Source organism: Salipiger sp. D13 (assembly GCF_003703915.1).
Taxonomy (GTDB): Bacteria; Pseudomonadota; Alphaproteobacteria; order Rhodobacterales; family Rhodobacteraceae; genus Salipiger; species Salipiger profundus.
The window spans coordinates 16,202-41,694 of sequence record NZ_RAPJ01000036.1; the positions used below are offsets into that span (position 1 = coordinate 16,202).

The 25,493-nt window shown below is 69.4% G+C and carries 29 protein-coding genes; 21 read left to right on the forward strand and 8 right to left on the reverse strand.

All coding sequences use genetic code 11. The features are described 5' to 3' along the window. Nucleotides 1-104: 104 nt before the first annotated feature. Together D6860_RS22235 and D6860_RS22240 are read left to right on the forward strand one after the other, a co-directional pair. Nucleotides 105-446 carry a hypothetical protein gene (locus D6860_RS22235; RefSeq protein ID WP_076622081.1) on the forward strand — a complete coding sequence of 114 codons (342 nt, stop codon included), beginning with the start codon at nucleotides 105-107 and terminating at the stop codon, nucleotides 444-446. Next, nucleotides 382-1,728 carry a DNA-packaging protein gene (locus D6860_RS22240; RefSeq protein WP_076622080.1) on the forward strand — a complete coding sequence of 449 codons (1,347 nt, stop codon included), beginning with the start codon at nucleotides 382-384 and terminating at the stop codon, nucleotides 1,726-1,728. The genes D6860_RS22235 and D6860_RS22240 overlap by 65 nt, the downstream gene beginning before the upstream one ends. 35 nt (nucleotides 1,729-1,763) lie before the next feature. Here the strand turns inward: D6860_RS22240 and D6860_RS22245 are convergent, their stop codons facing one another. Beyond that, complete coding sequence (locus D6860_RS22245) at nucleotides 1,764-2,270, reverse strand: GNAT family N-acetyltransferase (protein WP_076622079.1); 507 nt, start codon at nucleotides 2,268-2,270, stop codon at nucleotides 1,764-1,766. 243 nt (nucleotides 2,271-2,513) lie between these two features. On the opposite strand from D6860_RS22245, the gene D6860_RS22250 reads away from it, so the two are divergent. The 15 genes from D6860_RS22250 (at nucleotide 2,514) to D6860_RS22320 (ending at nucleotide 14,731) form a co-directional block, all read left to right on the forward strand. Beyond that, nucleotides 2,514-3,716, forward strand: a complete 1,203-nt coding sequence (locus D6860_RS22250; protein WP_076622078.1) for a phage portal protein — start codon at nucleotides 2,514-2,516, stop codon at nucleotides 3,714-3,716. Then, nucleotides 3,709-3,936: a GTA head formation protein, RCAP_rcc01685 family gene (locus D6860_RS22255; RefSeq protein ID WP_017469892.1), complete on the forward strand. Its 228-nt coding sequence runs from the start codon at nucleotides 3,709-3,711 to the stop codon at nucleotides 3,934-3,936. The genes D6860_RS22250 and D6860_RS22255 overlap by 8 nt, the downstream gene beginning before the upstream one ends. Nucleotides 3,937-3,959: 23 nt before the next feature. Beyond that, nucleotides 3,960-4,502: an HK97 family phage prohead protease gene (locus tag D6860_RS22260; protein ID WP_076622077.1), complete on the forward strand. Its 543-nt coding sequence runs from the start codon at nucleotides 3,960-3,962 to the stop codon at nucleotides 4,500-4,502. Between the two features lie 30 nt (nucleotides 4,503-4,532). Next, nucleotides 4,533-5,717, forward strand: a complete 1,185-nt coding sequence (locus D6860_RS22265; RefSeq protein WP_076622076.1) for a phage major capsid protein — start codon at nucleotides 4,533-4,535, stop codon at nucleotides 5,715-5,717. Nucleotides 5,718-5,876: 159 nt separating this feature from the next. Further along, nucleotides 5,877-6,470, forward strand: a complete 594-nt coding sequence (locus D6860_RS22270) for a head-tail connector protein (RefSeq protein WP_076622075.1) — start codon at nucleotides 5,877-5,879, stop codon at nucleotides 6,468-6,470. Further along, nucleotides 6,467-6,805 (forward strand): head-tail adaptor protein, encoded by a 339-nt coding sequence (locus D6860_RS22275; RefSeq protein WP_076622074.1) that lies wholly within the window; start codon nucleotides 6,467-6,469, stop codon nucleotides 6,803-6,805. Before D6860_RS22270 ends, D6860_RS22275 begins: the two co-directional genes overlap by 4 nt. Beyond that, nucleotides 6,802-7,209, forward strand: a complete 408-nt coding sequence (locus D6860_RS22280; protein WP_076622073.1) for a DUF3168 domain-containing protein — start codon at nucleotides 6,802-6,804, stop codon at nucleotides 7,207-7,209. Before D6860_RS22275 ends, D6860_RS22280 begins: the two co-directional genes overlap by 4 nt. 25 nt (nucleotides 7,210-7,234) lie before the next feature. Beyond that, complete coding sequence (locus D6860_RS22285) at nucleotides 7,235-7,657, forward strand: phage major tail protein, TP901-1 family (protein WP_017467447.1); 423 nt, start codon at nucleotides 7,235-7,237, stop codon at nucleotides 7,655-7,657. Next, a complete protein-coding gene (locus D6860_RS22290) occupies nucleotides 7,654-7,977 on the forward strand; it encodes a gene transfer agent family protein (protein WP_017467446.1) in 324 nt (107 codons plus the stop codon). Before D6860_RS22285 ends, D6860_RS22290 begins: the two co-directional genes overlap by 4 nt. Further along, complete coding sequence (locus D6860_RS22295) at nucleotides 7,977-8,207, forward strand: rcc01693 family protein (RefSeq protein ID WP_017467445.1); 231 nt, start codon at nucleotides 7,977-7,979, stop codon at nucleotides 8,205-8,207. Before D6860_RS22290 ends, D6860_RS22295 begins: the two co-directional genes overlap by 1 nt. Next, on the forward strand, nucleotides 8,200-8,865 hold the full coding sequence (locus D6860_RS22300) for a phage tail tape measure protein (RefSeq protein WP_076622072.1): 666 nt from the start codon (nucleotides 8,200-8,202) through the stop codon (nucleotides 8,863-8,865). Before D6860_RS22295 ends, D6860_RS22300 begins: the two co-directional genes overlap by 8 nt. Before the next feature lie 10 nt (nucleotides 8,866-8,875). Then, a complete protein-coding gene (locus D6860_RS22305) occupies nucleotides 8,876-9,508 on the forward strand; it encodes a DUF2460 domain-containing protein (RefSeq protein WP_017469233.1) in 633 nt (210 codons plus the stop codon). Then, on the forward strand, nucleotides 9,508-10,389 hold the full coding sequence (locus D6860_RS22310; protein ID WP_076622071.1) for a DUF2163 domain-containing protein: 882 nt from the start codon (nucleotides 9,508-9,510) through the stop codon (nucleotides 10,387-10,389). Before D6860_RS22305 ends, D6860_RS22310 begins: the two co-directional genes overlap by 1 nt. Next, on the forward strand, nucleotides 10,386-10,829 hold the full coding sequence (locus D6860_RS22315) for an NlpC/P60 family protein (protein ID WP_076622070.1): 444 nt from the start codon (nucleotides 10,386-10,388) through the stop codon (nucleotides 10,827-10,829). Before D6860_RS22310 ends, D6860_RS22315 begins: the two co-directional genes overlap by 4 nt. Further along, the gene (locus D6860_RS22320) at nucleotides 10,829-14,731 is read left to right on the forward strand and encodes a baseplate multidomain protein megatron (RefSeq protein ID WP_076622069.1); all 3,903 of its coding nucleotides are present in this window, start codon (nucleotides 10,829-10,831) and stop codon (nucleotides 14,729-14,731) included. Before D6860_RS22315 ends, D6860_RS22320 begins: the two co-directional genes overlap by 1 nt. Before the next feature lie 289 nt (nucleotides 14,732-15,020). Here D6860_RS22320 and D6860_RS22330 read toward each other — a convergent pair whose 3' ends face one another. Beyond that, entirely contained in the window at nucleotides 15,021-15,356 is a 336-nt protein-coding gene (locus D6860_RS22330) for a TraR/DksA family transcriptional regulator (protein ID WP_076622068.1), read from the reverse strand. A 74-nt stretch (nucleotides 15,357-15,430) separates the two neighbouring features. Here D6860_RS22330 and cysE point away from each other — a divergent pair, with 74 nt between their 5' ends. Beyond that, the gene (gene cysE / locus D6860_RS22335) at nucleotides 15,431-16,249 is read left to right on the forward strand and encodes a serine O-acetyltransferase (protein ID WP_076622067.1); all 819 of its coding nucleotides are present in this window, start codon (nucleotides 15,431-15,433) and stop codon (nucleotides 16,247-16,249) included. Between the two features lie 80 nt (nucleotides 16,250-16,329). Here cysE and D6860_RS22340 read toward each other — a convergent pair whose 3' ends face one another. The 5 genes from D6860_RS22340 to pdhA all read right to left on the reverse strand — a co-directional run bounded on the left by D6860_RS22340 (nucleotide 16,330) and on the right by pdhA (nucleotide 21,763). Further along, nucleotides 16,330-17,514 (reverse strand): MFS transporter, encoded by a 1,185-nt coding sequence (locus tag D6860_RS22340; protein WP_076622066.1) that lies wholly within the window; start codon nucleotides 17,512-17,514, stop codon nucleotides 16,330-16,332. Between the two features lie 213 nt (nucleotides 17,515-17,727). Then, nucleotides 17,728-19,077, reverse strand: a complete 1,350-nt coding sequence (locus D6860_RS22345; protein WP_076622065.1) for a pyruvate dehydrogenase complex dihydrolipoamide acetyltransferase — start codon at nucleotides 19,075-19,077, stop codon at nucleotides 17,728-17,730. Between the two features lie 4 nt (nucleotides 19,078-19,081). After that, a complete protein-coding gene (locus tag D6860_RS22350) occupies nucleotides 19,082-19,345 on the reverse strand; it encodes a hypothetical protein (RefSeq protein WP_076622064.1) in 264 nt (87 codons plus the stop codon). After that, complete coding sequence (locus D6860_RS22355; RefSeq protein WP_076622063.1) at nucleotides 19,342-20,721, reverse strand: pyruvate dehydrogenase complex E1 component subunit beta; 1,380 nt, start codon at nucleotides 20,719-20,721, stop codon at nucleotides 19,342-19,344. The genes D6860_RS22350 and D6860_RS22355 overlap by 4 nt, the downstream gene beginning before the upstream one ends. 19 nt (nucleotides 20,722-20,740) lie before the next feature. Beyond that, entirely contained in the window at nucleotides 20,741-21,763 is a 1,023-nt protein-coding gene (pdhA, locus tag D6860_RS22360) for a pyruvate dehydrogenase (acetyl-transferring) E1 component subunit alpha (protein ID WP_076622062.1), read from the reverse strand. A 274-nt stretch (nucleotides 21,764-22,037) separates the two neighbouring features. Here pdhA and D6860_RS22365 point away from each other — a divergent pair, with 274 nt between their 5' ends. Next, nucleotides 22,038-22,592: a helix-turn-helix domain-containing protein gene (locus D6860_RS22365; protein ID WP_076622061.1), complete on the forward strand. Its 555-nt coding sequence runs from the start codon at nucleotides 22,038-22,040 to the stop codon at nucleotides 22,590-22,592. Next, the gene (locus D6860_RS22370) at nucleotides 22,589-23,107 is read left to right on the forward strand and encodes a GNAT family N-acetyltransferase (protein WP_076622060.1); all 519 of its coding nucleotides are present in this window, start codon (nucleotides 22,589-22,591) and stop codon (nucleotides 23,105-23,107) included. Before D6860_RS22365 ends, D6860_RS22370 begins: the two co-directional genes overlap by 4 nt. A gap of 22 nt (nucleotides 23,108-23,129) precedes the next feature. Here D6860_RS22370 and D6860_RS22375 read toward each other — a convergent pair whose 3' ends face one another. Next, on the reverse strand, nucleotides 23,130-24,503 hold the full coding sequence (locus D6860_RS22375) for an L-serine ammonia-lyase (protein WP_076622059.1): 1,374 nt from the start codon (nucleotides 24,501-24,503) through the stop codon (nucleotides 23,130-23,132). Nucleotides 24,504-24,686: 183 nt separating this feature from the next. On the opposite strand from D6860_RS22375, the gene rpiA reads away from it, so the two are divergent. Continuing rightward, the gene (rpiA, locus tag D6860_RS22380; protein ID WP_017469490.1) at nucleotides 24,687-25,469 is read left to right on the forward strand and encodes a ribose-5-phosphate isomerase RpiA; all 783 of its coding nucleotides are present in this window, start codon (nucleotides 24,687-24,689) and stop codon (nucleotides 25,467-25,469) included. Nucleotides 25,470-25,493 lie beyond the last annotated feature (24 nt).

A 25,493-nucleotide genomic window follows, 5' to 3' on the forward strand; every position in this document is an offset into this window, starting at 1 on the left:
GGACGAATTGGGCCGGCTGCCCCGGGAACAGGCACCCGCGGCGCCACGTCAGGTCCGGTTCATTGCCTCGGGCGGAGAACCTACAGGCAAGAAAGGTATCGAGCATGATCCTCATCCATCTCGAAGAGGAAATGTCGCGACTCGAATACGAGCGTGACGAGATCGTCGCTGTCCTGAAGGACCTCGGCGAGGAAATCAGACGCCTCAAGGCGCAGATCGAGGACGGGGCGGAGGTCTCGAAGACGGAGACGGGCAAGCTGATGAGCGACGTGCGCTACTGGATGCGCGCGAGCCATGAAACGGAGGCGCAGATTGCCAATGTCAGACGAAAACAGAAGGGTCTTGCCGGAGACTGGGCTCTCGACCTCGACCGCGCGCGCGATGAGATCGGGTGCCGCATGGCTCGCCTCCGCCGGTGCTGCGGCGCGGGACGGCTTCCTGAATGAGCTGACCGAGGGGGAGTGCCTGGCACTCCCCTTTCTCTTCGAATTCTGGGCCATGGAGCACCAGTTGCCACCCGGGGGCGACTGGCGATCGTGGGTCATCATGGGCGGTCGCGGCGCGGGCAAGACCCGGGCCGGGGCCGAGTGGGTGCGCGCCAGTGTCGAGGGCGCGCTGCCGCTGTCGCCGGGGCGCTGCCGGCGGGTGGCGCTGGTAGGGGAAACCATGGATCAGGTGCGCGAGGTCATGGTCTTCGGCGAGAGCGGCATCGTGAATTGTTCGCCCCCCGATCGCCGCCCGGTGTGGCAGGCGACGCGGCGTTGTCTGGTGTGGCCGAACGGGGCCGAGGCGATGGTGTTCTCGGCGCATGATCCCGAAGGGCTGCGGGGGCCGCAGTTCGACGCGGCCTGGGTAGACGAGCTGGCGAAGTGGAAGAGGGCGCGCGAGACCTGGGACATGCTGCAGTTCGCGCTGCGGCTTGGGGATCATCCGCAGGTCTGCGTCACGACCACGCCGCGCAACGTGGGCATCCTGAAGGAGCTTCTAGAGCTCGACTCGACGGTCGTCACGAGGGCGAAGACCGAGGCGAACCGGGCGAACCTCGCCGAGAGCTTCCTCGAGGAGGTGCGGGCGCGCTACGGCAACTCGCGGCTGGCGCGGCAGGAGCTGGACGGCGTGCTGGTGACGGATGTGGACGGGGCACTCTGGTCGCATGATGTGCTCGAGGCGGCGCAGCGTCAGCCGGTGCCCGAGAGTTTCGACAGGATCGTCGTCGCGGTGGATCCGCCGGCGGGCGAGGGGAGGGCCTCGGACGCCTGCGGGATCGTGGTGGTGGGCGTGGTCTGCGAGGGGCCGCCGCAGGCGTGGCGGGCCTGGGTGCTCGAGGATGCGACGGTGCAGGGCGTCTCTCCGACCGGCTGGGCCGAGGCCGCGGCCTCGGCCTACGATCGCTGGCAGGCCGACCGGGTGGTCGCCGAGGTGAACCAGGGTGGCGCGATGGTCGAGACGGTGCTGCGCCAGGTGGCGCCGCAGGTGCCGCTTCGCAAGGTCACGGCCACGCGCGGCAAGGCGGCGCGGGCCGAGCCGGTGGCGGCGCTCTACGAGCAGGGCCGGGTCGGGCACGCGGGCGTCTTCGCCGCGCTCGAGGAGCAGATGGGACTGATGACCGTGCAGGGGTTCCAGGGGCAGGGCTCGCCCGACCGGGTGGATGCGCTCGTCTGGGCGCTGACCGAGCTGGTGGTGGCGCCGATGAGTGGCTACCGCAGGCCGGCGCTGCGGCTTCTGTGAAACGACGGGGTGGGCGGGATCGCCCACCCTAAGGGTCACGCCTGCGGGGCGCCATCCTTAAGGGGTTTGCGCATCGCGACGTTGGGCAGGGCCACGCCCCGGCGCACCACGGTCTGCTCGCGCACGACAGAGAAACCGTGGCGCTCGAAGAACGGGCGCGCGGCGAGGCTCACGTCGGCGGTCAGCTCGGAGGCGCCGCCGGCGCGGGCGATGCCGGTAAGGGCCTCGAGCAGCGCACCGCCGATCCCTTGGCCGGCGTGGGCGGGTCGGACGAAGGCGAGGTCGATGCAGCCGGGCATGACCAGCGTCATGTAGCCCACCGGTTCGCCGTCGATCTCGGCCATCAGGCCCACGGCACCGCCGATCCGGTCGCGCCAGCGCTCCGGGTCCGGACGCGGACCCGCCCAGGCCTGGCGCTCTTCCTCGGAGTAATGCGGGGCGGTCCCGTGCAGCACGCCATCGTAGAAAATCGCGGCGACGGTGTCGGCATCCTCGGCCATGAGGGGGCGCAGAGCGGCCTTGGTCGTCGTCTCGGTGGTCATGCGGTTTCCCCTCTTTCCGTAAACATGCCCGCAAGGGGCAACTTTGTTGCGCGAGACTAACCTGCCAAGCAGGTTTCTAGCTAGAGCGCGCGACGCATAGCAGGTCTTCGACGCGAAGGAAGGTGTTGCCTGCCGCGCGCACGGTCGGGGAAGCGCGACTTAACCTTCGCTTCATAGTGTTTCCTTCGAACGCGATGCGGACCCCGGCGGTCCGGGCCGGAACGGACGAAGGAGCTTCAGGCGATGGTATTCGATTTTCTGCGAAACGGCCGCGACGAGACGCCGGCGCCCGCGCCGGAGGCCAAGGCCTCGGCCACGGGGCGCATCGTGGCGCATGCGCACGCCGGTCGGGTCGCCTGGAGCGCGCGGGACACCGGGTCGCTCACCCGGGCGGGGTTCGCCGGCAACCCGGTGGGCTTTCGCGCGGTGAAGCTGATCGCCGAGGCCGCCGCCGCGCTGCCGCTGGTGCTTCAGGACGAGACGCAGCGCTACGCGCAGCATCCGCTGCTGTCGCTGATCACCGCACCGAACCTCGCGCAGGGGAAGGCGGATCTTTTCGAGGCGCTCTACGGGCACCTGCTGCTTGCGGGCGACGCCTACGTCGAGGCGGTCACCGAGGGCAACGCTGGGGGCCTGCCGGTCGAGCTGCACGTGTTGCGCTCGGACCGGATGCGGGTGGTGCCCGGGCCGGACGGCTGGCCGGTGGCCTACGACTACCTCGTCGACGGACGCCGGCACCGGTTCGACGCCACGGGGGCGGTCGCGCCGGTCTGTCACATCCGGGCGTTTCATCCGCAGGACGATCACTACGGGCTGTCTCCGATCCAGTCGGCGGCGCAGGCGGTGGACGTGCACAATGCCGCGAGCCGCTGGTCGAAGGGCTTGCTCGACAACGCCGCGCGGCCCTCGGGGGCGATCGTCTGGCAGGGCGGCGACGGGCAGGGCGCGATGAGCCCCGAGCAGTTCGACCGTCTCCGCGACGAGATGGAGAGCCTGCACCAGGGCTCGCGCAACGCCGGGCGGCCGATGCTGCTCGAAGGGGGGCTCGACTGGAAGCCGATGGGCTTCTCGCCCTCGGACATGGAATTCCGCCAGACCAAGGAAGCGGCGGCGCGTGAGATCGCGGTGGCCTTCGGCGTGCCGCCGATGCTGCTTGGCATTCCCGGCGAGGCGACCTTTGCCAACTACCAGGAGGCGCACCGGGCCTTCTACCGGCTCACGGTGCTGCCGCTGGCGACACGGGTGACGGCCACGGTCGGGCGCTGGCTGTCGGACTGGCTGGGCGAGGCGGTCGAGCTGAAGCCCGACCTCGACCAGGTGCCGGCGCTTTCGGCCGAGCGCGATGCGCAATGGGCGCGCGTCGCCGGGGCGGATTTCCTGAGCGCTGCCGAGAAGCGGCGGATGCTGGGGCTGCCGGATCTTCCGGGGGAGGACGACGGTGAGTGAGCGCAGGCTCGAATACGAGCCCTTTGCCTGTGCCCCGGCGCTGAAGCTCGAGGCGCACGAACGGGTCAGCCGGCTGCAGGTGGAGGCGCTGAACGCGCGGCTCGACCGGCTCGAGGCGCTGATGGAGCGGCTGGAGAAGCGGCTCTGGCTGGCGGTCTACGGCGTCGCGGGAGGCATTCTCGTGCAGGCGCTTCTGGGGCTCGTCACGGTGACGCCCTGAGGGATTTTCGGAAAGGAACGGGAATGGATCTGGAGCACAAGTTCTGCCGCTTCGACGCGGAAGTGACGCTGGTCGAGGGCACCAAGATCGAGGGCTACGCCTCGCTCTTCGGCTCCTGCGACCAGGGCGGCGATGTGGTCACGCAAGGTGCCTACGCGGCGTCTCTCAAGCGGCTCGCGGGGGAAGGGCGCGCGGTCAAGATGCTCTGGCAGCACGACCCGTCACAGCCCATCGGTGTATGGGACGAGGTCCGCGAGGACGGCCGCGGGCTCTACGTGAAGGGCCGCTTGCTCGAGACCATCGAGAAGGGCCGCGAGGCGGCGGAGCTGGTCGCGGCGGGGGCCATCGACGGGCTGTCGATCGGCTACCGCACCGTGCGGGCGGCGAAGGACGACCGGGGGCGCAGGCTCCTCAAGGAACTGGAGCTCTGGGAGGTCTCGCTGGTGACCTTCCCGATGCTGCCCAGTGCGCGGGTGGCGGCCAAGGGGGAGACCCCGGAAGAGGCCATCATGCGCGAGTTGGCGCAGGCGCTGGAGGGCGCGCGCCTGGACCTGGCGGGCGGCTGACGCGCGTCATTCAAGGACGGGATCGAGACCATGAAGAACTCCGAGACTGTTTCTCGGACCGGGGAAGACGTGTCCCCGGCCACCCGGGTGAGCGCCGCCGTGGCGGGACTCGTCGGGGACATCAGGGCCTTGCAGGCCGAATTCGAGATGAAGCTTCACAAACAGGAAGAGCGACTGACCATGCTTGACGCAAAGATGACCACACCGCGCGCCCGTCCGGCGCTGGCCGCCACGGCCGACTGTGCCGCACCGCACCAGAAGGCGTTCGACGCCTACCTGCGCACCGGCGACGACGACGGGCTGCGCGGGCTCGAGCTCGAGGGCAAGGCGATGTCGACGGCGGTGGCGGGAGATGGAGGCTACCTGATCGACCCGGTGACCTCGGAGACGGTGAAGTCGGTGCTCGACAGCACCGCGTCGATCCGCGCCATCGCCAGCGTGGTGACCGTCGAGGCAACCTCCTACGACGTGCTCATCGACCAGGGCGAGACCGGCGCGGGCTGGGCCGACGAGACGACCACCTCGTCCGAGACCGGCACGCCGAGCATCGATCGCATCTCGGTCAAGCTGCACGAGCTGTCGGCGATGCCGAAGGCCAGCCAGCGCCTGCTCGACGACAGCGCCTTCGACATCGAGACCTGGCTTGCGGGGCGGATCGCCGACAAGTTCTCGCGCGCGGAGGCCGCGGCCTTCGTGGCGGGCGACGGGATCGACAAGCCGACCGGGTTCCTGAGCCATCCGGCGGTCGACAACGACGTCTGGGTCTGGGGCAACCTCGGCTATGTGCCCACAGGCGTGAACGGCGACATCGGCGACGGCGACACGATCATCGATCTCGTCTACGCGCTGGGCGCAGAATACCGGGCCAAGGCGAGCTTCGTGATGAACTCGAAGACCGCCGGTGCGCTGCGCAAGCTCAAGGACGCGGACGGGCGTCACCTGTGGTCGGACGGGTTTGCGGCGGGCGAGCCTGCGCGGCTGCTGGGCTACCCGGTGCTGATCGCCGAGGACATGCCGGATATCGGCAGCGACGCCTATCCCATCGCCTTCGGTGACTTCGCCGCCGGCTACACCATCGCCGAGCGGCCCGACCTGCGGGTGCTGCGCGATCCCTTCAGCGCCAAGCCGCACGTCCTGTTCTACGCCACCAAGCGTGTCGGCGGCGACGTGAGCGACTTCGCAGCGATCAAGCTGCTGCGCTGCGCCACGGCCTGAGGCTGATGCGAACGTGGGGGCGGCGCTGTCGCCCCCACGGGGTGCGCGCCGGGGGTCTCGCGTTGGCCAGCTGCTTTCCTCCGCCCGGGCAACGTGCGCGGTGCGCGCCCATCATCACGCCGCAATGCCGGGACCGGAAAGGGATGTCGGAGAAAGAACATGATGTTGATCGATGAATCAGAGGTGACCGAAACGATCTTCCCGGTCGATGCGCTCAAGCGACATCTGCGCCTGGGCAGCGGTTTCGCCGAGGACGACCTGCAGGATGCGGTGCTCTTGTCCTTCGTGCGGGCGGCGTCGGTCGCGATCGAGGGGCGCACGGGCAAGGCGCTGTTCACGCGCAGCTTTCGTCTCGTCACACACCGCTGGCGCGAAAGGGATCGCGTCGCGCTGCCGATTGCGCCGGTGGTCTCGGTCGAGGCCCTGGCGCTCGAGGACGCGGACGGCGTGCAGCAGGTCGTCGAGCCGTCGCGCTATCGGCTCGAGGCTGACGCACACGCACCTGCGCTGGTCGCGCGCTCGGGATCGCTGCCGGACATTCCGGAGGGAGGCAAGGCAGAAATCGCGTTCAGCGCGGGCTACGGGACGACCTTCGAGACCCTGCCCGCGGATCTTGCCCAAGCGGTGCTGCTGCTCGCCGCGCATTACTACGAATACCGTCACGAGACGGCGCTGGGCGAGGGCTGCATGCCCTTCGGGGTGACCTCGCTCATCGCACGCTACCGGCCGCTGCGCATGGGGTTCGGCGCATGAGGGCCCCGCTTCTGAACCGGGCGCTGGTCCTGGAGGCGCCAATGACCTCGTCGGACGGTGCGGGGGGCCTTGTCGAGACATGGACCGCGCTCGGCACGCTCTGGGGCGAGATCCGCCCGCGCACCGGGCGCGAGACCCAGGGCGAGGCCGGCCCGGTCGCGGTGGGACGGTTCCGCATCACGGTGCGTGGCGCGCCGCAGGGAGCGACTTCCCGGCCGGTGCCCGGGCAGAGGTTCCGGGTGGGTGCGCGGCTCTTCCGCGTGCTGGCGGTGACCGAGCGCGAACCCGGCGGAATGTATCTCGTCTGCGAGACACGCGAGGAGGTTGCGGCATGAGCTATGCGGTTTCGGCGTCGCTTCAGGCGGCGATCTATCAACGGCTGAGCAGCGACGATGCGCTGGCCGCACTTGTCGGCAGCGACATCTACGACGCGCCGCCCGCGGGAACCCTGCCGAGCCTCTACGTGACGCTCGGCGCCGAGACGGCCCGCGATGCCTCGGACGCGACGGGGCGCGGCGCATGGCATGACCTGACGGTCGCGGTGGTGACCGACGCCGCGGGTTTCCAGATCGCCAAGACCGTCGCGGCCGCGGCCTGCGACGCGCTTGCCGATGTCGACCCGGCGCTCGACCGGGGCCGGCTGGTGAGCCTGCGCTTCCTGAAGGCGCGGGCGAAGCGCGAGAGCGGCGGGCTGCGGCGGATCGACATGATCTTCCGTGCGCGCGTCGAGGACGACTGAACACTTCACTCAAGGAGCAAGGCGAATGGGTGCCCAGAACGGCAAGGATCTTCTGATCAAGGTGGATCTGACCGGCGACGGTCAGTTCGAGACGATGGCAGGGCTGCGCGCCACGCGCGTGAGCTTCAACGCCGAGAGCGTCGACGTCACGACGCTGGAAAGCCAGGGCGGCTGGCGCGAGCTGCTGTCCGGGGCCGGGGTGAAATCGGCCAACATCTCCGGTTCGGGCGTCTTCAAGGATGCCGGCACCGACGAGCGGGCGCGGCAGATCTTCTTCGACGGCGAGACGCCGGATTTCCAGGTCATCATTCCCGATTTCGGCCGCGTCGAGGGGCCGTTCCAGCTGACCTCGATCGAATATGCCGGGTCGCACAACGGCGAGGCGACCTACGAGGTCGGGCTCGCCTCGGCCGGTGCGCTGCAGTTCGTCCCGGTGCCGGCGGCATGACGGCGAACCCGTGGCGCGGAGAGGTGGCCCTGACCATCGACGGGCAGCCGCAGCGGATGCGGCTGACGCTGGGGGCGCTCGCCGAGCTCGAGGCAGAGCTCGAGGGCGGCACGCTGGTGGATCTCGTGCGGCGTTTCGAGGGCGGCAGCTGCAGCACCCGCGACGTGCTGGCGCTGATCGTGGCGGGGCTGCGGGGCGGCGGCTGGGACGGAAGCGCGCGCGACCTGCTGCAAGCGGAGATCGAGGGCGGCCCGATGGCCGCCGCCCGCGCCGCGGCAGAGCTTTTGGCGCGTGCCTTCATGCTGCCGGAGGAGGGCTGATGGACGGGGCCTTTCACTGGCAGCAGCTGCTGCGTGCCGGCCTGCGGGGCCTCGGCCTCACGCCCGAGCAGTTCTGGTCGCTCACACCGGCGGAGCTGAAGCTGATGCTGGGTGACGACAGCGGCATCCGGCCGCTCGGCCGGTCGCGGCTCGAAGAGATGATGCGGGCCTTCCCGGACGGGCGGGCCGGCGCATCGAGGACGGCGCGAAAGGAGACATCCGATGAGTGATTTCGAAGGGCTGGACGATCTCGATACCGAGATCGCGGCGCTGGAGCAGAGCCTCGGCTCGGCGGCGGGCATGGCCGCCGGTTTCGATGCCGAGATGCGGCGCATCCACCAGACGTTCTCGTCGACGGGTCGCAACGTGGCGCGGCTCGAAGGGGCGCTGAGCAAGGGTCTCGGGCGGGCCATCGACGGGGTGGTGCTCGACGGCATGAAGTTGTCGGAAGCGCTCGAGACGGTGGCGCGATCGATGATCGACGCGGCCTACAAGGCGGCGGTGAAGCCGGTGACCCAGCAGCTTGGGGGGATGCTGGCGGGGGGGCTCGCCGGGATGTTCGGCGGGCTGATGCCCTTTGCGCAGGGTGGGGCGTTCACGCAGGGCAAGGTGATGCCCTTCGCGACCGGCGGGGTCGTTTCGGGCCCCGTCAGCTTCCCGATGCGCGGGGACACGGGTCTGATGGGCGAAGCGGGCCCCGAGGCGATCATGCCGCTCACGCGCGGGCCCGACGGCAAGCTCGGGGTGCGCGCCCAGGGTGGTGGGGCGCAGCCGGTGACCGTGGTGATGAACATCACCACGCCCGACGTTCAGGGCTTCCGCCGCAGCCAGTCGCAGATCGCCGCGAAGATGAGCCGTGCCCTCGGGCAGGGCACGCGCAACCGCTGAGGAGACGACGATGAGCTTTCACGAGGTGAGATTCCCCGCCGACCTGAGTTTTGGCGCGCTCGGCGGCCCCGAGCGGCGCACCGACGTGGTCGAGCTGACCAGCGGCCACGAGGAGCGCAACACGCCCTGGGCGCATTCGCGGCGGCGCTACGACGCGGGGCTGGGTCTGCGCGATCTCGACGACATCGAGAACCTGCTGGCCTTTTTCGAGGCGCGGCGCGGCCAGCTGCACGGCTTCCGCTGGAAGGACTGGGCCGATCACAAGTCCTGCCGGCCCGGTGGCACGATCTCGGCCACGGACCAGGTCATCGCGCGCGGCGACGGCGCGACCCGCAGCTTCCAGCTGGTGAAGGTCTATCGCTCCGGCGGCGAAAGCTACGCCCGGCCGATCACCAAGCCGGTCGCGGGCACAGTGCTTGCCGCGGTGCAGGACGTGGAAATGCGCGAGGGGGTGCATTTCGACATCGATACCGCCACCGGGATCCTCACCTTTGCCGAGCCCCCTCTGGCCGATGTCGAGATCACCGCCGGCTACGAGTTCGACGTGCCGGTGCGGTTCGACACTGACCGGATCAACGTGAGCGTGGCGAGCTTTCAGGCGGGGCAGGCGCCTGACGTGCCGGTGGTCGAGGTCCGGGTCTGATGGCGGTGGCGGAGCTTCACGCGCATCTGGCGACAGGCAGCACTACGGTCTCGCGCTGCTGGGCGGTCACCCGTGCCGACGGGACCCGCTACGGTTTCACCGATCACGACGTCGACCTTGTCTTCGAGGGGCTGCGGTTCCGCGCCGACACCGGCCTCAGCGCGCTGGCGCTGCAGCAGGCCACGGGGCTGTCCGTCGACAATACCGAGGCAATGGGGGCGCTCAGCGACGACGCGCTGTCCGAGGCCGATATCGACGCCGGGCGCTTCGACGGGGCCGAGGTGGTCTCGTGGATGGTCAACTGGCAGGACGTGACGCAGCGCAAGGTGCTGTTCCGCGGGAGCATCGGCGAGATCCGCCGCACGGGCGGGGCCTTTCACGCCGAGTTGCGCGGTCTCACCGAGGCGCTGAACCGCCCGCTGGGGCGGAGCTTCCAGAAGCCCTGTTCGGCGGTGCTTGGCGACGGGGCCTGTGGGGTGGATCTTGCAGAGCCGGGATACTTCCACGACGGGCCGCTGGTGTCGGTCGTGGAGGGGCGCTCGTTCGGGCTGGGGCCGCTGGAGGGGTTCGATGACGGCTGGTTCCAACGCGGTCGCCTCGAGGTCCTGAGCGGCGCGGCCGAGGGCCTCGTGGGCATGGTCAAGCGCGACCGCCTTGTCGACGGTGAGCGGCGGATCGACCTCTGGGAGCCGCTTCGGACCGCCGCGGCGCCGGGGGACCGCGTCCGGGTGCTCGCGGGGTGCGACAAACGGTTCGAGACCTGCCGGCTGAAATTCAACAACCTGCTGAACTTCCGGGGCTTCCCGGACATCCCCGAGGACGACTGGATGATGGTTCACCCGACACAGGCCGGCGCCCGTGGCGGCGGGAGCCGGAGGTGACCGGCGGCGCCGGGATCGTGCGGGCGGCGCGCGGCTGGATCGGGACGCCCTACGTGCACCAGGCCTCGGTCAGGGGCGCGGGCTGCGACTGTCTCGGCCTGCTGCGCGGCGTCTGGCGCGACTGTCTCGGGCCCGAGCCGGAGACGGTGCCGCCCTACACGATGGACTGGTCCGAGCCGCAGGGTGACGAGGCCCTGATGCGCCTCGGCCTGCGGCTGATGCGACGCAAGCCCCGCGACGACGCCGCGCCGGGCGACGTGCTGCTCTTTCGCATGAAAGAGGGCGCGGTCGCCAAGCATCTCGGGGTGCAGGCCCGGGTCGGTGCGGACCCGAGCTTCATCCACGCCTACACGGGCCACGGCGTCATCGAGAGCGCCTTCAGCCTGCCCTGGCGTCGCCGGCTGGCGGCGCGCTTTGCCCTACCAATGGAGACGACATAATGGCGACGATCCTATTCTCGGCGGTGGGCGCCACCATCGGAAGCGCCTTCGGGGGCTCGGTTCTCGGCCTTTCGATGACAGCCGTGGGCCGCTTCATCGGCGCCAGCTTCGGGCGGGCGCTCGATCAGCGGTTGATGGGGCAGGGGGCCGATACCATCGAGACCGGCCGCATCGAGCGGTTCCGGCTCAGCGGCACGGGCGAGGGCGCCCCGATCCCGCAGGTCTTCGGCCGGCTGCGGATCGGAGGCCATGTGATCTGGGCCACCGAGTTCTCCGAGCACGTTCGGACCAAGAAGGCGGGCGGCGGAGGCAAGGGGGCGCCGCCGCAGCCGACTGTGAAGAGCTACAGCTACTCGGTGAGCCTTGCCGTGGCGCTCTGCGAGGGTGAGATCACCTCGGTCAACCGGGTCTGGGCCGACGGGGCCGAGATCGCGGTCGGCGAGCTGACCATGCGGGTCTATCCGGGTTCGGACGACCAGCTTCCCGATCCCAAGATGGAGACGGTCGAAGGCACGGGACTCGTGCCGGCCTACCGGGGCACGGCTTATGTCGTGATCGAGGACCTGATGCTCGAGCGGTTCGGCAACCGCATTCCGCAGTTCAGTTTCGAGGTCACGCGCCCGGAGCAGACCGACCACGACGATCTGCCCCATGCCATTCGGGGCGTGGCACTGATCCCCGGCACCGGGGAATACGCGCTGGCGACCGAGCCTGTGCACATGAGTTACGCCGAGGATGCCTCGGGGGTAGTGAACGTCAACTCGCCAGCCGAAGTGCCGGATTTCAACGTTTCGCTCGACCAGCTGACCGAGGAGGCGCCCTCCTGCGGGGCGGTCTCGCTGGTGGTGAGCTGGTTCGGCAACGATCTGCGTTGCGGGACCTGCGAGATCAGGCCGAAGATCGAGCAGGAGGAGTTCGACGCACCGGACATGCCGTGGACCGTCTCGGGGCTGACGCGCGAGGGCGCGGAGCTTGTGCCGCGTATTGATGACCGGCCGGTCTATGGCGGCACGCCCTGCGACACCTCGGTGATCCAGGCGATCCGGCGGATGACGGGGCAGGGGCTTGACGTGCTCTACTATCCCTTCATCCTCATGGACCAGCTCTCGGGCAACGGGCTTTCCGACCCTTGGAGCGGGGCTTCGGATCAGCCGGTGCTGCCGTGGCGCGGGCGCATCACGCTGAGCACGGCACCCGGACGGGACGGATCGCCGGACGGCACGGGGGCGGCCACCGACGAGGTCGCGGCCTTCTTCGGAACCGCCTCGGCGGCGGATTTCACGGTGGGTGATGGCGCGGTTACTTACGACGGGCCCGAGGAATGGTCCTATCGCCGATTCATCCTGCACCAGGCCGCGCTCTGTGCCGCCGCCGGCGGGGTCGAGGCGTTCTGCATCGGCTCGGAGATGCGCGCGTTGACCCAGATCCGGTCGGACAAGGGGTTTCCGACGGTCGCGGCGATGCGGGCGCTGGCCGCCGAGTGCCGTGCGCTGCTCGGACCGGACGTGCGGATCGGCTATGCCGCCGACTGGTCGGAGTATTTCGGCTACCATCCGCAGGACGGCACGGGCGACGTGTATTTCCATCTCGACCCGCTCTGGGCCGACGACGAGATCGACTTCATCGGCATCGATAACTACATGCCGTTGTCCGACTGGCGTGACGGCGATGATCACCTCGATGCCGGGTGGGGCGCAATCCACGATGCCGATTACCTCATGTCCAACGTCGCCGGAGGCGAGGGCTACGACTGGTATTACCCCTCCGCCGAGGCACGCGCGGCGCAGCGGCGCGCGCCGATCACCGACGGGGCCCACGGCGAGCCCTGGATCTGGCGCTACAAGGACATCCGCGGCTGGTGGGAAAATCCGCACCACGAGCGCATCGGCGGGGTGCGGCAGAGCGACCCGACCGACTGGGTGCCGGGCTCGAAGCCGGTGCGCTTCACCGAGCTGGGCTGCGCCGCCGTCGACAAGGGTACGAACCAGCCCAACAAGTTCCTCGACGCCAAGAGTTCCGAGAGCCGGTTGCCGCATTTCTCCAACGGCCTGCGCGACGAGCTGATCCAGCGGCAATACCTGCGCGCGATGCATGCCTACTGGCGCGATCCTGCGAACAACCCGGTCTCGGAGGGCTACGGCGGCCGGATGATCGACATGGATCACGCCTATGTCTGGGCCTGGGATGCGCGGCCCTACCCGTGGTTCCCCGGTCTTACCGAGCTTTGGAGCGACGGCGACAACTACCGGCGCGGTCACTGGATCACCGGGCGGGTGTCGTCTCGGACGCTGGCCTCGGTCGTGGCCGAGATCTGCGAGCGGGCCGGTGTGCTCGCTTATGACGTGAGTGGTCTGCATGGCTGGGTGCGGGGCTACAGCGTCGACCGCGTGGCCGATGGCCGCCGCGCGCTGCAGCCGCTGATGCTGGCGCATGGCTTCGATGCGATCGAGCGCGACGGGGCGCTGGTGTTCCGGATGCGCCGGGGCCGCGATGCCGCGCCGCTGGAGGTGTCCGAGCTTGCCGTTTCGGATGATCTGGAGGGCGACCTGCTGCGGCTGCGTGCCAGCGAGGCCGATACGGCGGGCCGCGTCCGCCTGCGCTTCATCGAGGCGGATGGCGATTACGCGGTCGCCGCCGAGGAGACCGTGCTGCCCGACGAGGAAACTCATGCGGTGGCCGAGACCGAGCTGCCGATGGCGCTTACCCGGCGCGAGGGGCGGCTGACGGTCGAACGCTGGCTCTCCGAGGCCCGCATCGCGCAGGACAGCCTGCGGTTCGCGCTGCCGCCCTCGCGGCTCGATGTGGCGGCCGGCGACGTGGTGTCGCTGCCCGCGGCGAGTGGGCGGGTGCTGGCGCGCGTCGACCGGGTCGAGATCGGAACGCACCAGTTGATCGACGCCGTGCGCATCGAGCCCGATGTCTACCTTCCGACGGACTTTCCCGACACGGGGCCCACGTTGCGACCCTTCGTGCCGGCGGTGCGGGTGCTGCCGCTGTTCATGGACCTGCCGCTGATGAGCGGCGAGGAGGTCGAACACGCGCCGCATCTCGCGCTCACGGCCCAGCCGTGGCCCGGGTCGGTCGCGGTCTACGACGCGGCCACCGACGCGGATTACGCGCTGAACGAGATCATCGCCGCCCGCGCCGTGGTCGGGGTGACCGAGACGCCGCTTTTCGCCGCCCCCGCCGGCCGGATCGACCGTGGTGCCCGGCTGCAGCTGCGCATGCTCTCCGGCACGTTGCAATCCATCGGCGATGCGGCGCTATTGGCCGGGGGCAACCTGCTGGCCATCGGCGACGGCACGCCGGGCAACTGGGAGCTCCTGCAGTTCCGCGACGCCGAGGTGGTCGGCGCGGGCAGGTGGCTGGTCTCGCACCGCTTGCGTGGGCAGTTCGGCACCGACGCGGCAATCCCCGAGGCCTGGCCGGCGGGATCGTGGGTGGTGCGGCTCGACGGCACGCCGCAGCAGATCGCGCTGGCTGCCGCCATGCGGCAGCAACAGCGGCATTACCGCATCGGCCCGGCGCAGCGCGGATACGACGATCCGAGCTACGTGCACGAGGTCCACGCCTTCGACGGCAACGGCCTGCGGCCCTACCGGCCGGTGCACCTGCGGGCAGAGCCCTCGGGAAGCGGCGTCGCGCTGGGCTGGGTCCGGCGCACCCGCATCGACGGCGATGGCTGGGAGCTGTCCGAGGTGCCGCTGGGCGAGGAGGCCGAGGCCTACCGCCTTCGGGTCATGCAGGGCGACACGCTGGTGCGCAGCGTCGATGTGGCCGCACCCGCATGGAGCTACGACCCGGCGCAGGACGGGCTCTCGGGCGACTACCGGATCGAGGTGGCGCAGCTTTCGGCGCGCTACGGCCCGGGGCCCTTCGCGAGCGTGACGCTTTCGGCATGAGGCCGGTTCTGCACGCCGACGTGATCTGCGCGGCCCGCGTGCTGCTGTGCCTGCCGTCCGGGCGCCGGTGGCAGGCGGCGCAAGAGCTGGTGGCACGGGCCGAGGCGGCGGATCGCTACCGGCGTCGGTTGGGGCGGACGCATCCGGGCTGGGGCAACGGCACGCTCATGGCCGCAGCGATGGCACGCCCCATGGCGCCGGGCCACCGGCCTGATCATCCGGACTATGCCGACTGTCTCATGCTGGTGCTCGACGCGTTGCGCCGCCACAGGGCGGCCGCCCATGCCGGTCAGCCGCTGGCGCAGGAGACGCAGCGCCGTGCCGTCGGATCGAGCTCAAGCCGACGCCCGGGGATCTCCTCGCCGCAATCCTCGCAATAGCCGAAATTGCCGCTCTCGATCCGTTCGAGGGCGGCAACGAGCGCGCGGCGCTGGGCGTCGCGCCGCGCCTGCGTGGCGCGCGCCATCGACTGGCCGAGCAGCGCATCCTGCCGCGACAGCCGTCCCACCGCCTGCTGGTCGAGCTCCACCGTCGCCTGCCCGGACCGACCCAGCGCGTCCTCCTCGGCCAGTTCGGCAAGCCGCGCGTCGATCAGGGCGCGGAAGCGGTCATTCCGATCCGTCATTCGATCCATCACCCTTTTGCGTTTCGGTCCCTTCACCCTATCTGCTATAAAAGCCCGATCAAACGGAGGGAACGATGGCCGAAACCCGCGCAAGGATCGCCGAGCTGGACCCTGTCTGGGCCCGGATCACCCGAGAGGCCGAAGAGGCCGTCGCCGCCGAGCCGCTGCTGGGCGGCATGGTACATGTCTCGGTGTTGCACCACGCCACCATAGAGGGGGCGCTGGCGTTCCGGATCTCGATGAAGCTGTCCAACGGCGAGATGTCGGAACAGATCCTGCGCGAGATCTGCGACGAGGCCTATGCCTCGGACCCGTGGCTGGCCCGCGCCGCGCGCGCCGATATCCGGGCCACCTTCGACCGTGACCCGGCCTGCCATCGGTTCCTCCAGCCGCTGCTCTACTTCAAGGGCTTCCAGGCGGTGCAGAGCCAGCGTGTCGCGAACTGGCTGTGGCGGCAGGGCCGGCACGACCTGTCGTTCTTCTTCCAGATGCGGGCCTCGGAGCTCTTCGGCGTCGACATCCACCCTGCCGCGAAGATCGGGCAGGGGATCATGGTCGACCACGCCCATTCCATCGTCATCGGCGAGACCGCCGTTGTGGGCAACGACGTGTCGATGCTGCACTCGGTGACGCTGGGCGGCACCGGCAAGGAAGACGAGGACCGTCACCCCAAGATCGGCGACGGCGTGCTGATCGGGGCGGGGGCGAAGGTGCTCGGCAACATCCGCATCGGTTGCGGTTCGCGCATCGCGGCAGGTTCGGTCGTGCTCGAGGACGTGCCCCCCTGCAAGACGGTCGCGGGCGTGCCTGCCAAAATCGTGGGCGACGCGGGCTGCGACCAGCCGTCGCGCGACATGGACCAGAAGCTGACGGGCTGCAACTGCGGCGAATAACGCGCGGTTCCCATCTGCAAGCCATGAAAAAGGCGCCCCGGTCGGGCGCCTTTTCTCATGTCCGAAGGGGTGTTGCGACGTTACTCGGCCGGTACGACCCGACCGCGCGGCCGGGCGTCGAGCCAGGCGAGCCCCAGCACCACGATGCCTGCTGCGGCGAGCCCCGCGCCGACGTAGCCAGTCACGCTCCAGCCGTAGCCCGCCGCAAGACCGATGCCCGCCAGCCACGGACCAAGCGCGTTGGCGGCGTTGAAGGCGGCGTGGTTGAGCGCGGCGGCAAGGGTCTGGCCGTCGCCTCCCACGTCCATCAGGCGCATCTGCAGCGGGATCACGAGGCCGGCGGTCATGCCCAGAACCATGACCACGAGCGACATCGCCACCCATTCACCCATCACGGCGGAATAGACCAGCGAGGTCACGACCATGCCGATGAGCAGCACCAGCGCGCCGCCGAGCCGCGACCAGTTCGCCAGCATGCCGGCGTAGTAGTTGCCCAGCGTCGCGCCGACGCCGAAGCCTGACAGTCCCAGCGGGATCGCCCAGGAGGGCGCCTCGGCGGCCGAGATGAGCGCGGCGGAGAAGTAGGAGTAGACCGCGAAGACCGCGCCGAAGCCGATGGCGCCGACGGCAAGCGTGAGCCAGATCGCGCGGTTGGCCAGCGCCGAGAGCTCGCGCAGAGGGTTGGTGTTGTGCCCTTCCTCCGGCTGCGGTGCGACGCGGGCGATCATCAGCGCCGAGGCGGCGGCAAGCACGGCCACCGCCGCGAAGCACCAGCGCCAGCCGATGGTCTGGCCGATGAAGCCTGCCGCCGGCACGCCGATGACGTTGGCCACCGTCAGCCCCATGAGCACCTGCGCCACGCCCGCGGCCTTGCGGCCCTCGGGCATCATCTCGGCGGCGAACAGCATCCCGATCCCGAGAAAGGCGCCATGCGGCAGCCCGCCCAGCACCCGGGCGATCACCAACGTGTCGAGCTCCGGCGCGAGCGCGGTGCCGACGTTGGCGATCATGAAGAAGGCCATCAGCAGGATCAGCAGCAGCTTGCGCGGCAGCATCGAGCCCAGCACCGCGAGCACCGGCGCGCCCACCACCACGCCGATGGCGTAGCCGCTCACCGCGTAGCCCGCGGCCGGCTCCGAGACGCCGAGGTCGGCGGCGTAATAGGGGAGAAGTCCCATCGCGGCGAACTCGGTGACGCCGATGGCGAAGGCCCCAAGCGCGAGGGACAGGATCGTCAGGCGGGCCTGGCGGTCGGTGAAGGTCATGGATCTACTCCGGCAGGACGGGGGGCTGGCGGGGGCGTCAGGCGTGCGAAACCTGCCGCATCGCAGCATGACCAACGCTAACGAAGCGCGGGGGGCGCGCACAACCCGCCAAAGCTGCAAGGGTGCCATGACGCGAAAACATACATCCCCGAAAAAGGAAACGCCCGCCGGTGGGCGGCGGGCGTTCCGAGCGATGTCCGGCCGACAGACAGATCAGGCCAGCATCACCATCGGGTTCTCCAGGTTCTCGGCGATCGCCTTGAGCAGCTCGGCCCCGAGCGCGCCGTCGATGACCCGGTGATCCACGGAAAGGGTGACCGACATCACGGTCGCCACGGTCAGCTCGCCGTCGTCGCCGACGACCGGCTTCTTGACGCCCGCGCCGACGGCGAGGATCGCGCCGTGCGGCGGGTTGATGACCGCGTCGAAGTTGTCGATGCCATACATCCCGAGGTTGGAGATCGCGAAGCTGCCACCGACGTATTCATGCGGCGCGAGCTTGCGGTCGCGGGCGCGGGTGGCAAGGTCCTTCATCTCGGCCGAGAGCGCCGAGAGCGACTTCATCTCGGCATCCTTCAGCACCGGCGTGAAGAGCCCGCCGTCGACCGCCACGGCGACCGCGACATCCGAGGGCGTGAGCTTCAGCATCCGGTCGCCCGCCCAGACGGCGTTGGCGTCGGGCACGCTCTGCAGCGCCAGCGCGCTGGCCTTGATGATGAAGTCGTTGACCGACAGCTTCACGCCGCGCCCCTCGAGCTGCTTGTTGAGCTGCGAGCGGAACTTCAGCAGCGCGTCGAGCTTGATCTCGCGGCGCAGGTAGAAGTGCGGGATGGTCTGCTTGGCCTCGGTCAGGCGGCTTGCCACCGTGCGGCGCATGCCGTCGAGCTTGACCTCTTCGTAGTCGCGGCCCTCGTACATCTTCTTGACCGCGTCGGCCGAGGGGCCTGCGGGCATGACGGCGGCGTCGGCGGCCTTCTTCTCGGCGGGCGCGGCCTTGGCTTCGGGCGCGGCGGCCTCGGCCTTGCCGGGCTGCGCGGCCTCGACGTCGGCCTTCACGATCCGGCCGTGCGGGCCCGAGCCCTTCACCTGCGTCAGGTCGAGCCCCTTGTCGGCGGCGATGCGGCGCGCCAGCGGGGTCGCGAAGATGCGCTTGCCGTCGGCATCCTGCGGCGCGGCAGGCGCAGGCGTGGCGGGGCCGGCCGGGGCCGAGGGGGTCGCGGCGGCGGCCTTCTCGGCCTCCTTCTCGGGGGCGGCGCTTTCGTCGGTGGTGGCCGCCGGGGCAGGGGAGGACGACGCGCTGTCGATGTCGTCGGCGCTTTCGCCCTCTTCCAGCAGCACGGCGATGGGGGTGTTCACCTTCACGCCCTCGGTGCCCTCGTCGATGAGGATCTTGCCGATGGTGCCTTCGTCCACCGCCTCGAATTCCATCGTGGCCTTGTCGGTTTCGATCTCGGCGAGAATGTCGCCGGAATTCACTTCGTCGCCTTCCTTGACCAGCCATTTGGCCAGCGTGCCTTCCTCCATGGTGGGCGACAGGGCGGGCATCAGGATTTCGGTGGGCATCTGTTCAGCTCTCCTCGGCGAGGGTCACGAGATCGTAGGGCGGGCGCGGCGCGCGCGCCGCGGCCCGTGCGATCACGGCTTTCTCGATCTTGCCGCGATGGGCGGCGATCCATTCATAGGCTTCCTGGTGGCTCGGGCGCTCGCCCGGGCGCAGCGTTTCCATGAGGCACTCGGGCACGAACGCCGTCCGCGCGTGCCCGTCCGCGTCCACCCGGACGCGGTAGGCTTCGCGTGCGACGTCGCGCCCGATGACCTCGACCGGGCTCACCGGTAGGTCACCTGCTTGACCGCCTCGATCACCTCGGCGGTGGTCACCAGCGCGTGCTTCTCGAGGTTGGCGGCATAGGGCATGGGAACGTCCTTGCCGGCGCAGTTGATCACCGGCGCATCGAGATAATCGAAGGCGTTCTGCATGATGTAGGCACCCAGGTGGTTGCCGATGGAGCCGACGGGGAAACCCTCTTCGACCGTGACGCAGCGGTTGGTCTTCTTCACCGACTCGATCACCGTGCCGTAGTCGAGCGGCCGCAGCGTGCGCAGGTCGATGACCTCGGCCTCGACACCCTCTTCCGCGAGCTGCTCGGCGGCCTGAAGCGCGTAGGTCATGCCGATGCCGAAGCTCACGATGGTCACGTCGGAGCCTTCGCGCCAGATCTTCGCCTTGCCGAAGGGCACGGTGAAGTCGTCGAGCACCGGAACCTCGAAGGACTTGCCGTAGAGGATCTCGTTCTCGAGGAAGATCACCGGGTTCGGGTCACGGATGGCCGACTTCAGCAGGCCCTTGGCGTCCGCCGCCGAGTAGGGCATCGCCACCTTGAGACCGGGGATCATCGCGTACCATGCCGCGTAGTCCTGGCTGTGCTGCGCGCCGACGCGGGCCGCCGCACCGTTGGGACCGCGGAACACCATGGGCGCGCCCATCTGGCCGCCGGACATGTAGAGCGTCTTGGCCGCCGAGTTGATGATCTGGTCGATCGCCTGCATCGCGAAGTTGAAGGTCATGAACTCGACGACGGGCTTCAGCCCGCCAAAGGCCGCGCCGACGCCGATGCCGGCAAAGCCGTGCTCGGTGATCGGCGTGTCGACCACGCGCTTCGCGCCGAACTCGTCGAGCAGGCCCTGGGTCACCTTGTAGGCGCCCTCGTACTCGGCGACTTCCTCGCCCATAACGTAGACGTTGGCGTCGGAGCGCATCTCTTCGGCCATCGCGTCGCGCAGCGCCTCGCGCACGGTCTGCGACTTCATCTCGGTGCCTTCGGGCCAGTCGGGCGAGGCTGCCGCGGCGGGCACCTTGCTCTCGGGCTCGGCGGCCTTCGCGGGGGCGGCGGCCTCTTCGGTCTGCTCCTCTGCGGCGCTCTCGCCGGCAGCGGGGGCCTCGGCCTCGGCGTCCTCGACGCTTTCGCCTTCCTCGACCATCACCGCGATGGGCGTGTTCACCTTCACGCCCTCCGTGCCCTCTTCCACGAGGATCTTGCCGAGGATGCCTTCGTCGACGGCTTCGAATTCCATCGTCGCCTTGTCGGTCTCGATCTCGGCGAGGATGTCGCCCGACGAGACGGTGTCACCCTCTTTCACGAGCCATTTCGCCAGCGTGCCCTCTTCCATCGTGGGCGAGAGCGCGGGCATGAGAATCTGTGTAGCCATTCTAGTCGTTCCTCCTGCCTCAGGCGTCCACCGCGTCGCCCTGAGGCACTTCGCTGGCGTAGATGTCGGTCCACAGTTCGTCGAGATCCGGCTCCGGGCTCTCCTTGGCGAACTCGGCCGAGGCGTTGACGATGTCCTTGATTTCCTTGTCGATCGCCTTGAGGTCGTCCTCGGTGGCGTGCTTGCCCTGAAGCAGCAGATCGCGCACGTTCTGGATCGCGTCGCGCTCCTCGCGCATCTTCTGGACCTCTTCGCGGGTGCGGTACTTGGCCGGGTCCGACATCGAGTGACCGCGGTAGCGGTAGGTCTTGATCTCGAGGATGTAGGGACCGTTGCCCGCGCGGCAGTGCTCGACCGCCTTCTCGCCGGCGGCCTTGACCGCGAGCACGTCCATGCCGTCGACAAGCTCGCCCGGGATGCCGAAGGGCGCGCCGCGGGTGTAGATGTCTTCGCCGGAGGTCGAGCGCTTCTGCGAGGTGCCCATGGCGTACTGGTTGTTCTCGATCACGAAGACCACCGGCAGCTTCCAGATCGAGGCCATGTTGAAGGTCTCGTAGACCTGGCCCTGGTTGGCGGCGCCGTCACCGAAGTAGGTGAAGGTCACGCGGTCGTTCTCGAGGTACTTGTCGGCGAAGGCGAGACCGGCGCCGATCGGCACCTGCGCTCCGACGATGCCGTGCCCGCCGTAGAAGTGCTTCTCGCGGCTGAACATGTGCATCGAGCCGCCCTTGCCCTTCGAGTAGCCGCCGTCGCGGCCGGTGAGCTCGGCCATCACGCCGTTCGGGTCCATCCCGCAGGCGAGCATGTGACCGTGGTCGCGGTAGGAGGTGACGCGCTTGTCGCCCTCGCTCGCGGCGGCCTCGAGGCCGACGACGACCGCTTCCTGGCCGATGTAAAGGTGGCAGAAGCCCCCGATGAGACCCATCCCGTAGAGCTGACCCGCCTTTTCCTCGAAACGGCGGATGAGAAGCATGTCACGGTAGTACTGCTTCAGCTCTTCGGGAGAGACGTTCGGCTTGGCGGCTGATTTGCGGGCGGCCATGGCGATTCCTCCCCAACTAGTTTAGTGTTAAACTTTCCCGGACGATACTGGCAGGTAGCCCGAGTGTCAAAGCCCTCAACCGGCGAGAGACCAAAAACTTTCGCGCCGGTCCGGTCGAGCTTACCCGGAAAACAACGCTGCGGCACGATTGGTTTCCCCCGGAAATGCGCATCACTGGGCAGGTCCCGCGGGCTCTTGCGTCCAGCCTTGGCGAGAGTATCATCCCCGTATAGGGAATCATTCCCGAGATCGGGAATATGTCGCCGGAGCCGCCATGACCGAAACCGTCACCACGCGCCTCGCGCAACGCCTCGCGCAGCTGCGCGCAGACCGCGGGCTGACGCTCGACCAACTGGCCGAGGCAAGCGGCGTCAGCCGGGCCGCGCTGTCGCGGCTCGAGAAGGCCGAGGTGAGCCCCACCGCCGAGGTGCTGGGCCGGCTTTGCCGCGCCTATGGAATGACCATGTCGCGGCTGATGGCGATGGTCGAGGATGGCGGGCCCGCGCATGTGCCGCGCACCGGCCAGCCGGTCTGGAGCGACGAGGGCTTTACCCGCCGTGTCGTCTCGCCCGGCGGCGCCGCGCTGGCGGCCGAGGTCATCGAGTGCCGGCTCGAGCCGGGGAAGCGCATCGCTTACGACGGGCCACCGGTGCCGGGGCAGGAGCATCACCTCGTGCTGATCTCGGGCGGCTTGCGGGTCACGCTCGACGATGTCGTGCACGACATCGGGCCCGGGGACGCGCTGCGCTATCGCCTGACCGGCACGTCCAGCTTCGAGACGCCGGCAACGGAGGGCGCGACCTACATGCTCGTGCTCGTGAGCCCATGATCCGCGCGCTGACCGCCGCCGAGGCGGAACGCCACGCCCCGGCGCTCGGCGCGCTGCTGCGGGCCTGCGTCGAGGATGGCGCGAGCTTCGGTTTCGTCATGCCCTTCGCGCAGGCCGAGGCGGAGGCGTTCTGGACGCAAAGCGTGCTTCCTGCGCTCGGGCGCGACGACCGCGTGCTCTGGGCGGCGTTCGAGGACGATGCGCTGGTGGGGACGGTGCAGCTCGTGCTGGGCATGATGCCGAACCAGAGCCACCGCGCGGAGGTCTCGAAGATGCTGGTGCACCCGCGCGCCCGGCGGCAGGGCCTCGGGCGGGCGCTGATGGCGACGCTGCTCGACCGTGCCGCCAGCGAGGGCCGGCAGCTCGTCACGCTCGACACCCGCAGTGGCGATGCGGCGCAGGCGCTCTATGCGGCCTGCGGGTTCGAGATGGCGGGCGAGATCCCCGGTTTCGCGCTGGCGCCCGAGGGCACCGACCGGCGCGATCCCACGACCTACATGTATCGCCGTCTCTGACGGGCCACGGATGCCGAACGGCTCAGCAGTTCGGCACGTTCACCGCGAGCCCGCCCAGCGAGGTTTCCTTGTAGTGCCGGTGCATGTCGCGGCCGGTCTGGCGCATGGTCTCGATGCAGGCATCGAGCGGCACGAGGTGCGTGCCGTCGCCGCGCATCGACAGCGAGGCGGCCGAGACGGCCTTGATCGCGCCCAGCCCGTTGCGCTCGATGCAGGGCACCTGCACCAGACCCTTCACCGGGTCGCAGGTCATGCCGAGGTGATGCTCGAGCGCGATCTCGGCGGCGTTCTCGATCTGCGCAGGAGTGCCGCCCATGACCGCGCAGAGCCCCGCCGCCGCCATCGCGGCGGCGCTGCCGACCTCGGCCTGGCAGCCGGCCTCGGCTCCCGAGATCGAGGCGTTGTATTTCACCAGCCCGCCGATCGCCGCCGCCGTCAGCAGGAACTCGGGCACCCGGCTCGCCTGTGCGCCGGGCACGAAATCCAGCCAGTAGCGGATCACCGCCGGCACCACGCCCGCCGCGCCGTTGGTGGGGGCGGTGACGACCTGACCCATGGCGGCGTTCTGCTCGTTCACGGCCATGGCGTAGCAGCTCATCCAGTCGTTGATGATATGCGGCGCGGTGAGGTTGCGGCCGTATTCCTCGCGCAGTGCGTCGTGGATGTCGGCGGCGCGGCGCTTCACCCGCAGGCCGCCCGGCAACTCGCCGCGCTCGGTCAGGCCGCGTTGCAGGCAGTCGTCCATCACCTGCCAGATCCGCTTGAGCCCGTCCTCGAGATGGGCCGCCGGGTGGCGCGACAGCTCGTTGCGGCGCTTCATCTCGGCGATGCTCAGACCCGAGGCGGTCGCCATCTCGAGCATCTCGGTGGCGGAGCGGAAGGGGTAGGGCACCTTGGGGCCGTGGTCGACGTCGTCGCCGGCGGCCAGCTCGGCCTCGGTCAGCACGAAGCCGCCGCCCACCGAGTAGTAGACCTCGGAGAGGATCACGTCGCCCTGCCGGTCCATCGCCTCGATCCGCATGCCGTTGGCGTGGCCGGGCAGCGCCTCGTCGTAGTCGAAGCGCATGTCGGTGGCGGGATCGAAGACAAGCGGCGCGAGCCCCTCGGGCGTGACCCGCTTTTCCTCGGCGATGCGCACCATCGCCGCCTCGGCGGCCTCGGCCTCGTAACCCTCGGGGGTGAACCCCGCGAGCCCGAGAATCGTGGCGCGGTCGGTGGCATGGCCGACGCCGGTAAAGGCCAGCGAGCCGTGCAGCGAGGCGCGCAGGCCGTGGGCGGTGAACGGCGCGGCGCGCAGCCGGTCGAGGAACCGGGCGGCGGCGACCATCGGGCCCATCGTGTGCGAGGACGAGGGGCCGATACCGACCTTGAACATGTCGAAGACGGAAAGAAACATCGCGGCATCCTGTGGTTCGGGCGCAGTTGCGGCCACCCTAGGCGTTGCCGGCCGCGGCACAAGCACCGAAACCGGCGTGACGGACCCGGAAAGCGGCTGCATGCGGGAAAAGCCGGAAAAGGAGACTCGCGCCCGCCCGGAGCCCTTTCTATAAGGAACCCGTTCCGAACCCAGGGGGATACAATGACCGGAGAGCTTTCGCCCATCGACAAGGCCAAGTTCGTGGCCGCCAAACGCGCTGCCGAATTCGTCGAGGACGGCATGCGTGTCGGTCTCGGCACGGGCTCCACCGCCGCCTGGCTGGTGCGCTGCCTGGGCGAGAAGGTCCGCGAGGAGGGGATGCGCTTTCGCGGCGTGCCGACCTCGACCCGGACCGCCGAGCTTGCCCGCGAGGTGGGGATCGAGGTGATCACCCTCGACGAGGCGCGCTGGCTCGACATCACCATCGACGGCGCCGACGAGTTCGACGCCGAGCTGAACCTCATCAAGGGCGGCGGCGGCGCGCTGCTGCAGGAGAAGATCGTCGCCACCGCGAGCGACCAGATGGTCGTGATCGCCGACGCGGCCAAGGAGGTCGGATCGCTCGGGGCCTTCCCGCTGCCGGTCGAGGTCATTCCCTTCGGCTGGACCGCGAGTCAGGCGCTGATCGAGGAGGCGCTGGTCTCGATGGACGTGATGGGCCGCAAGACCACGCTGCGGATGGACGGCGACAAGGCTTATGTCACGGACGAGGGCAACCATATCCTCGACCTGCACCTGTCGCGCATCGGCAACCCGCGTGAGCTGGCGCTGGTGCTCAACCAGGTCCCCGGCGTGGTCGAGAACGGGCTATTCATCGACATCTGCGACCGGGTGGTGATCGGCTACGGCGACGGCCGGGTCGAGACGCGCGACATCAACGCCGGCACCGTCGAGGAAGAGACGATGGATTTCGTCGAGAGCGACAACCTTTTCCGCGACGTCTGAGCCCGGCGGCCGGCGTGGGCGGGA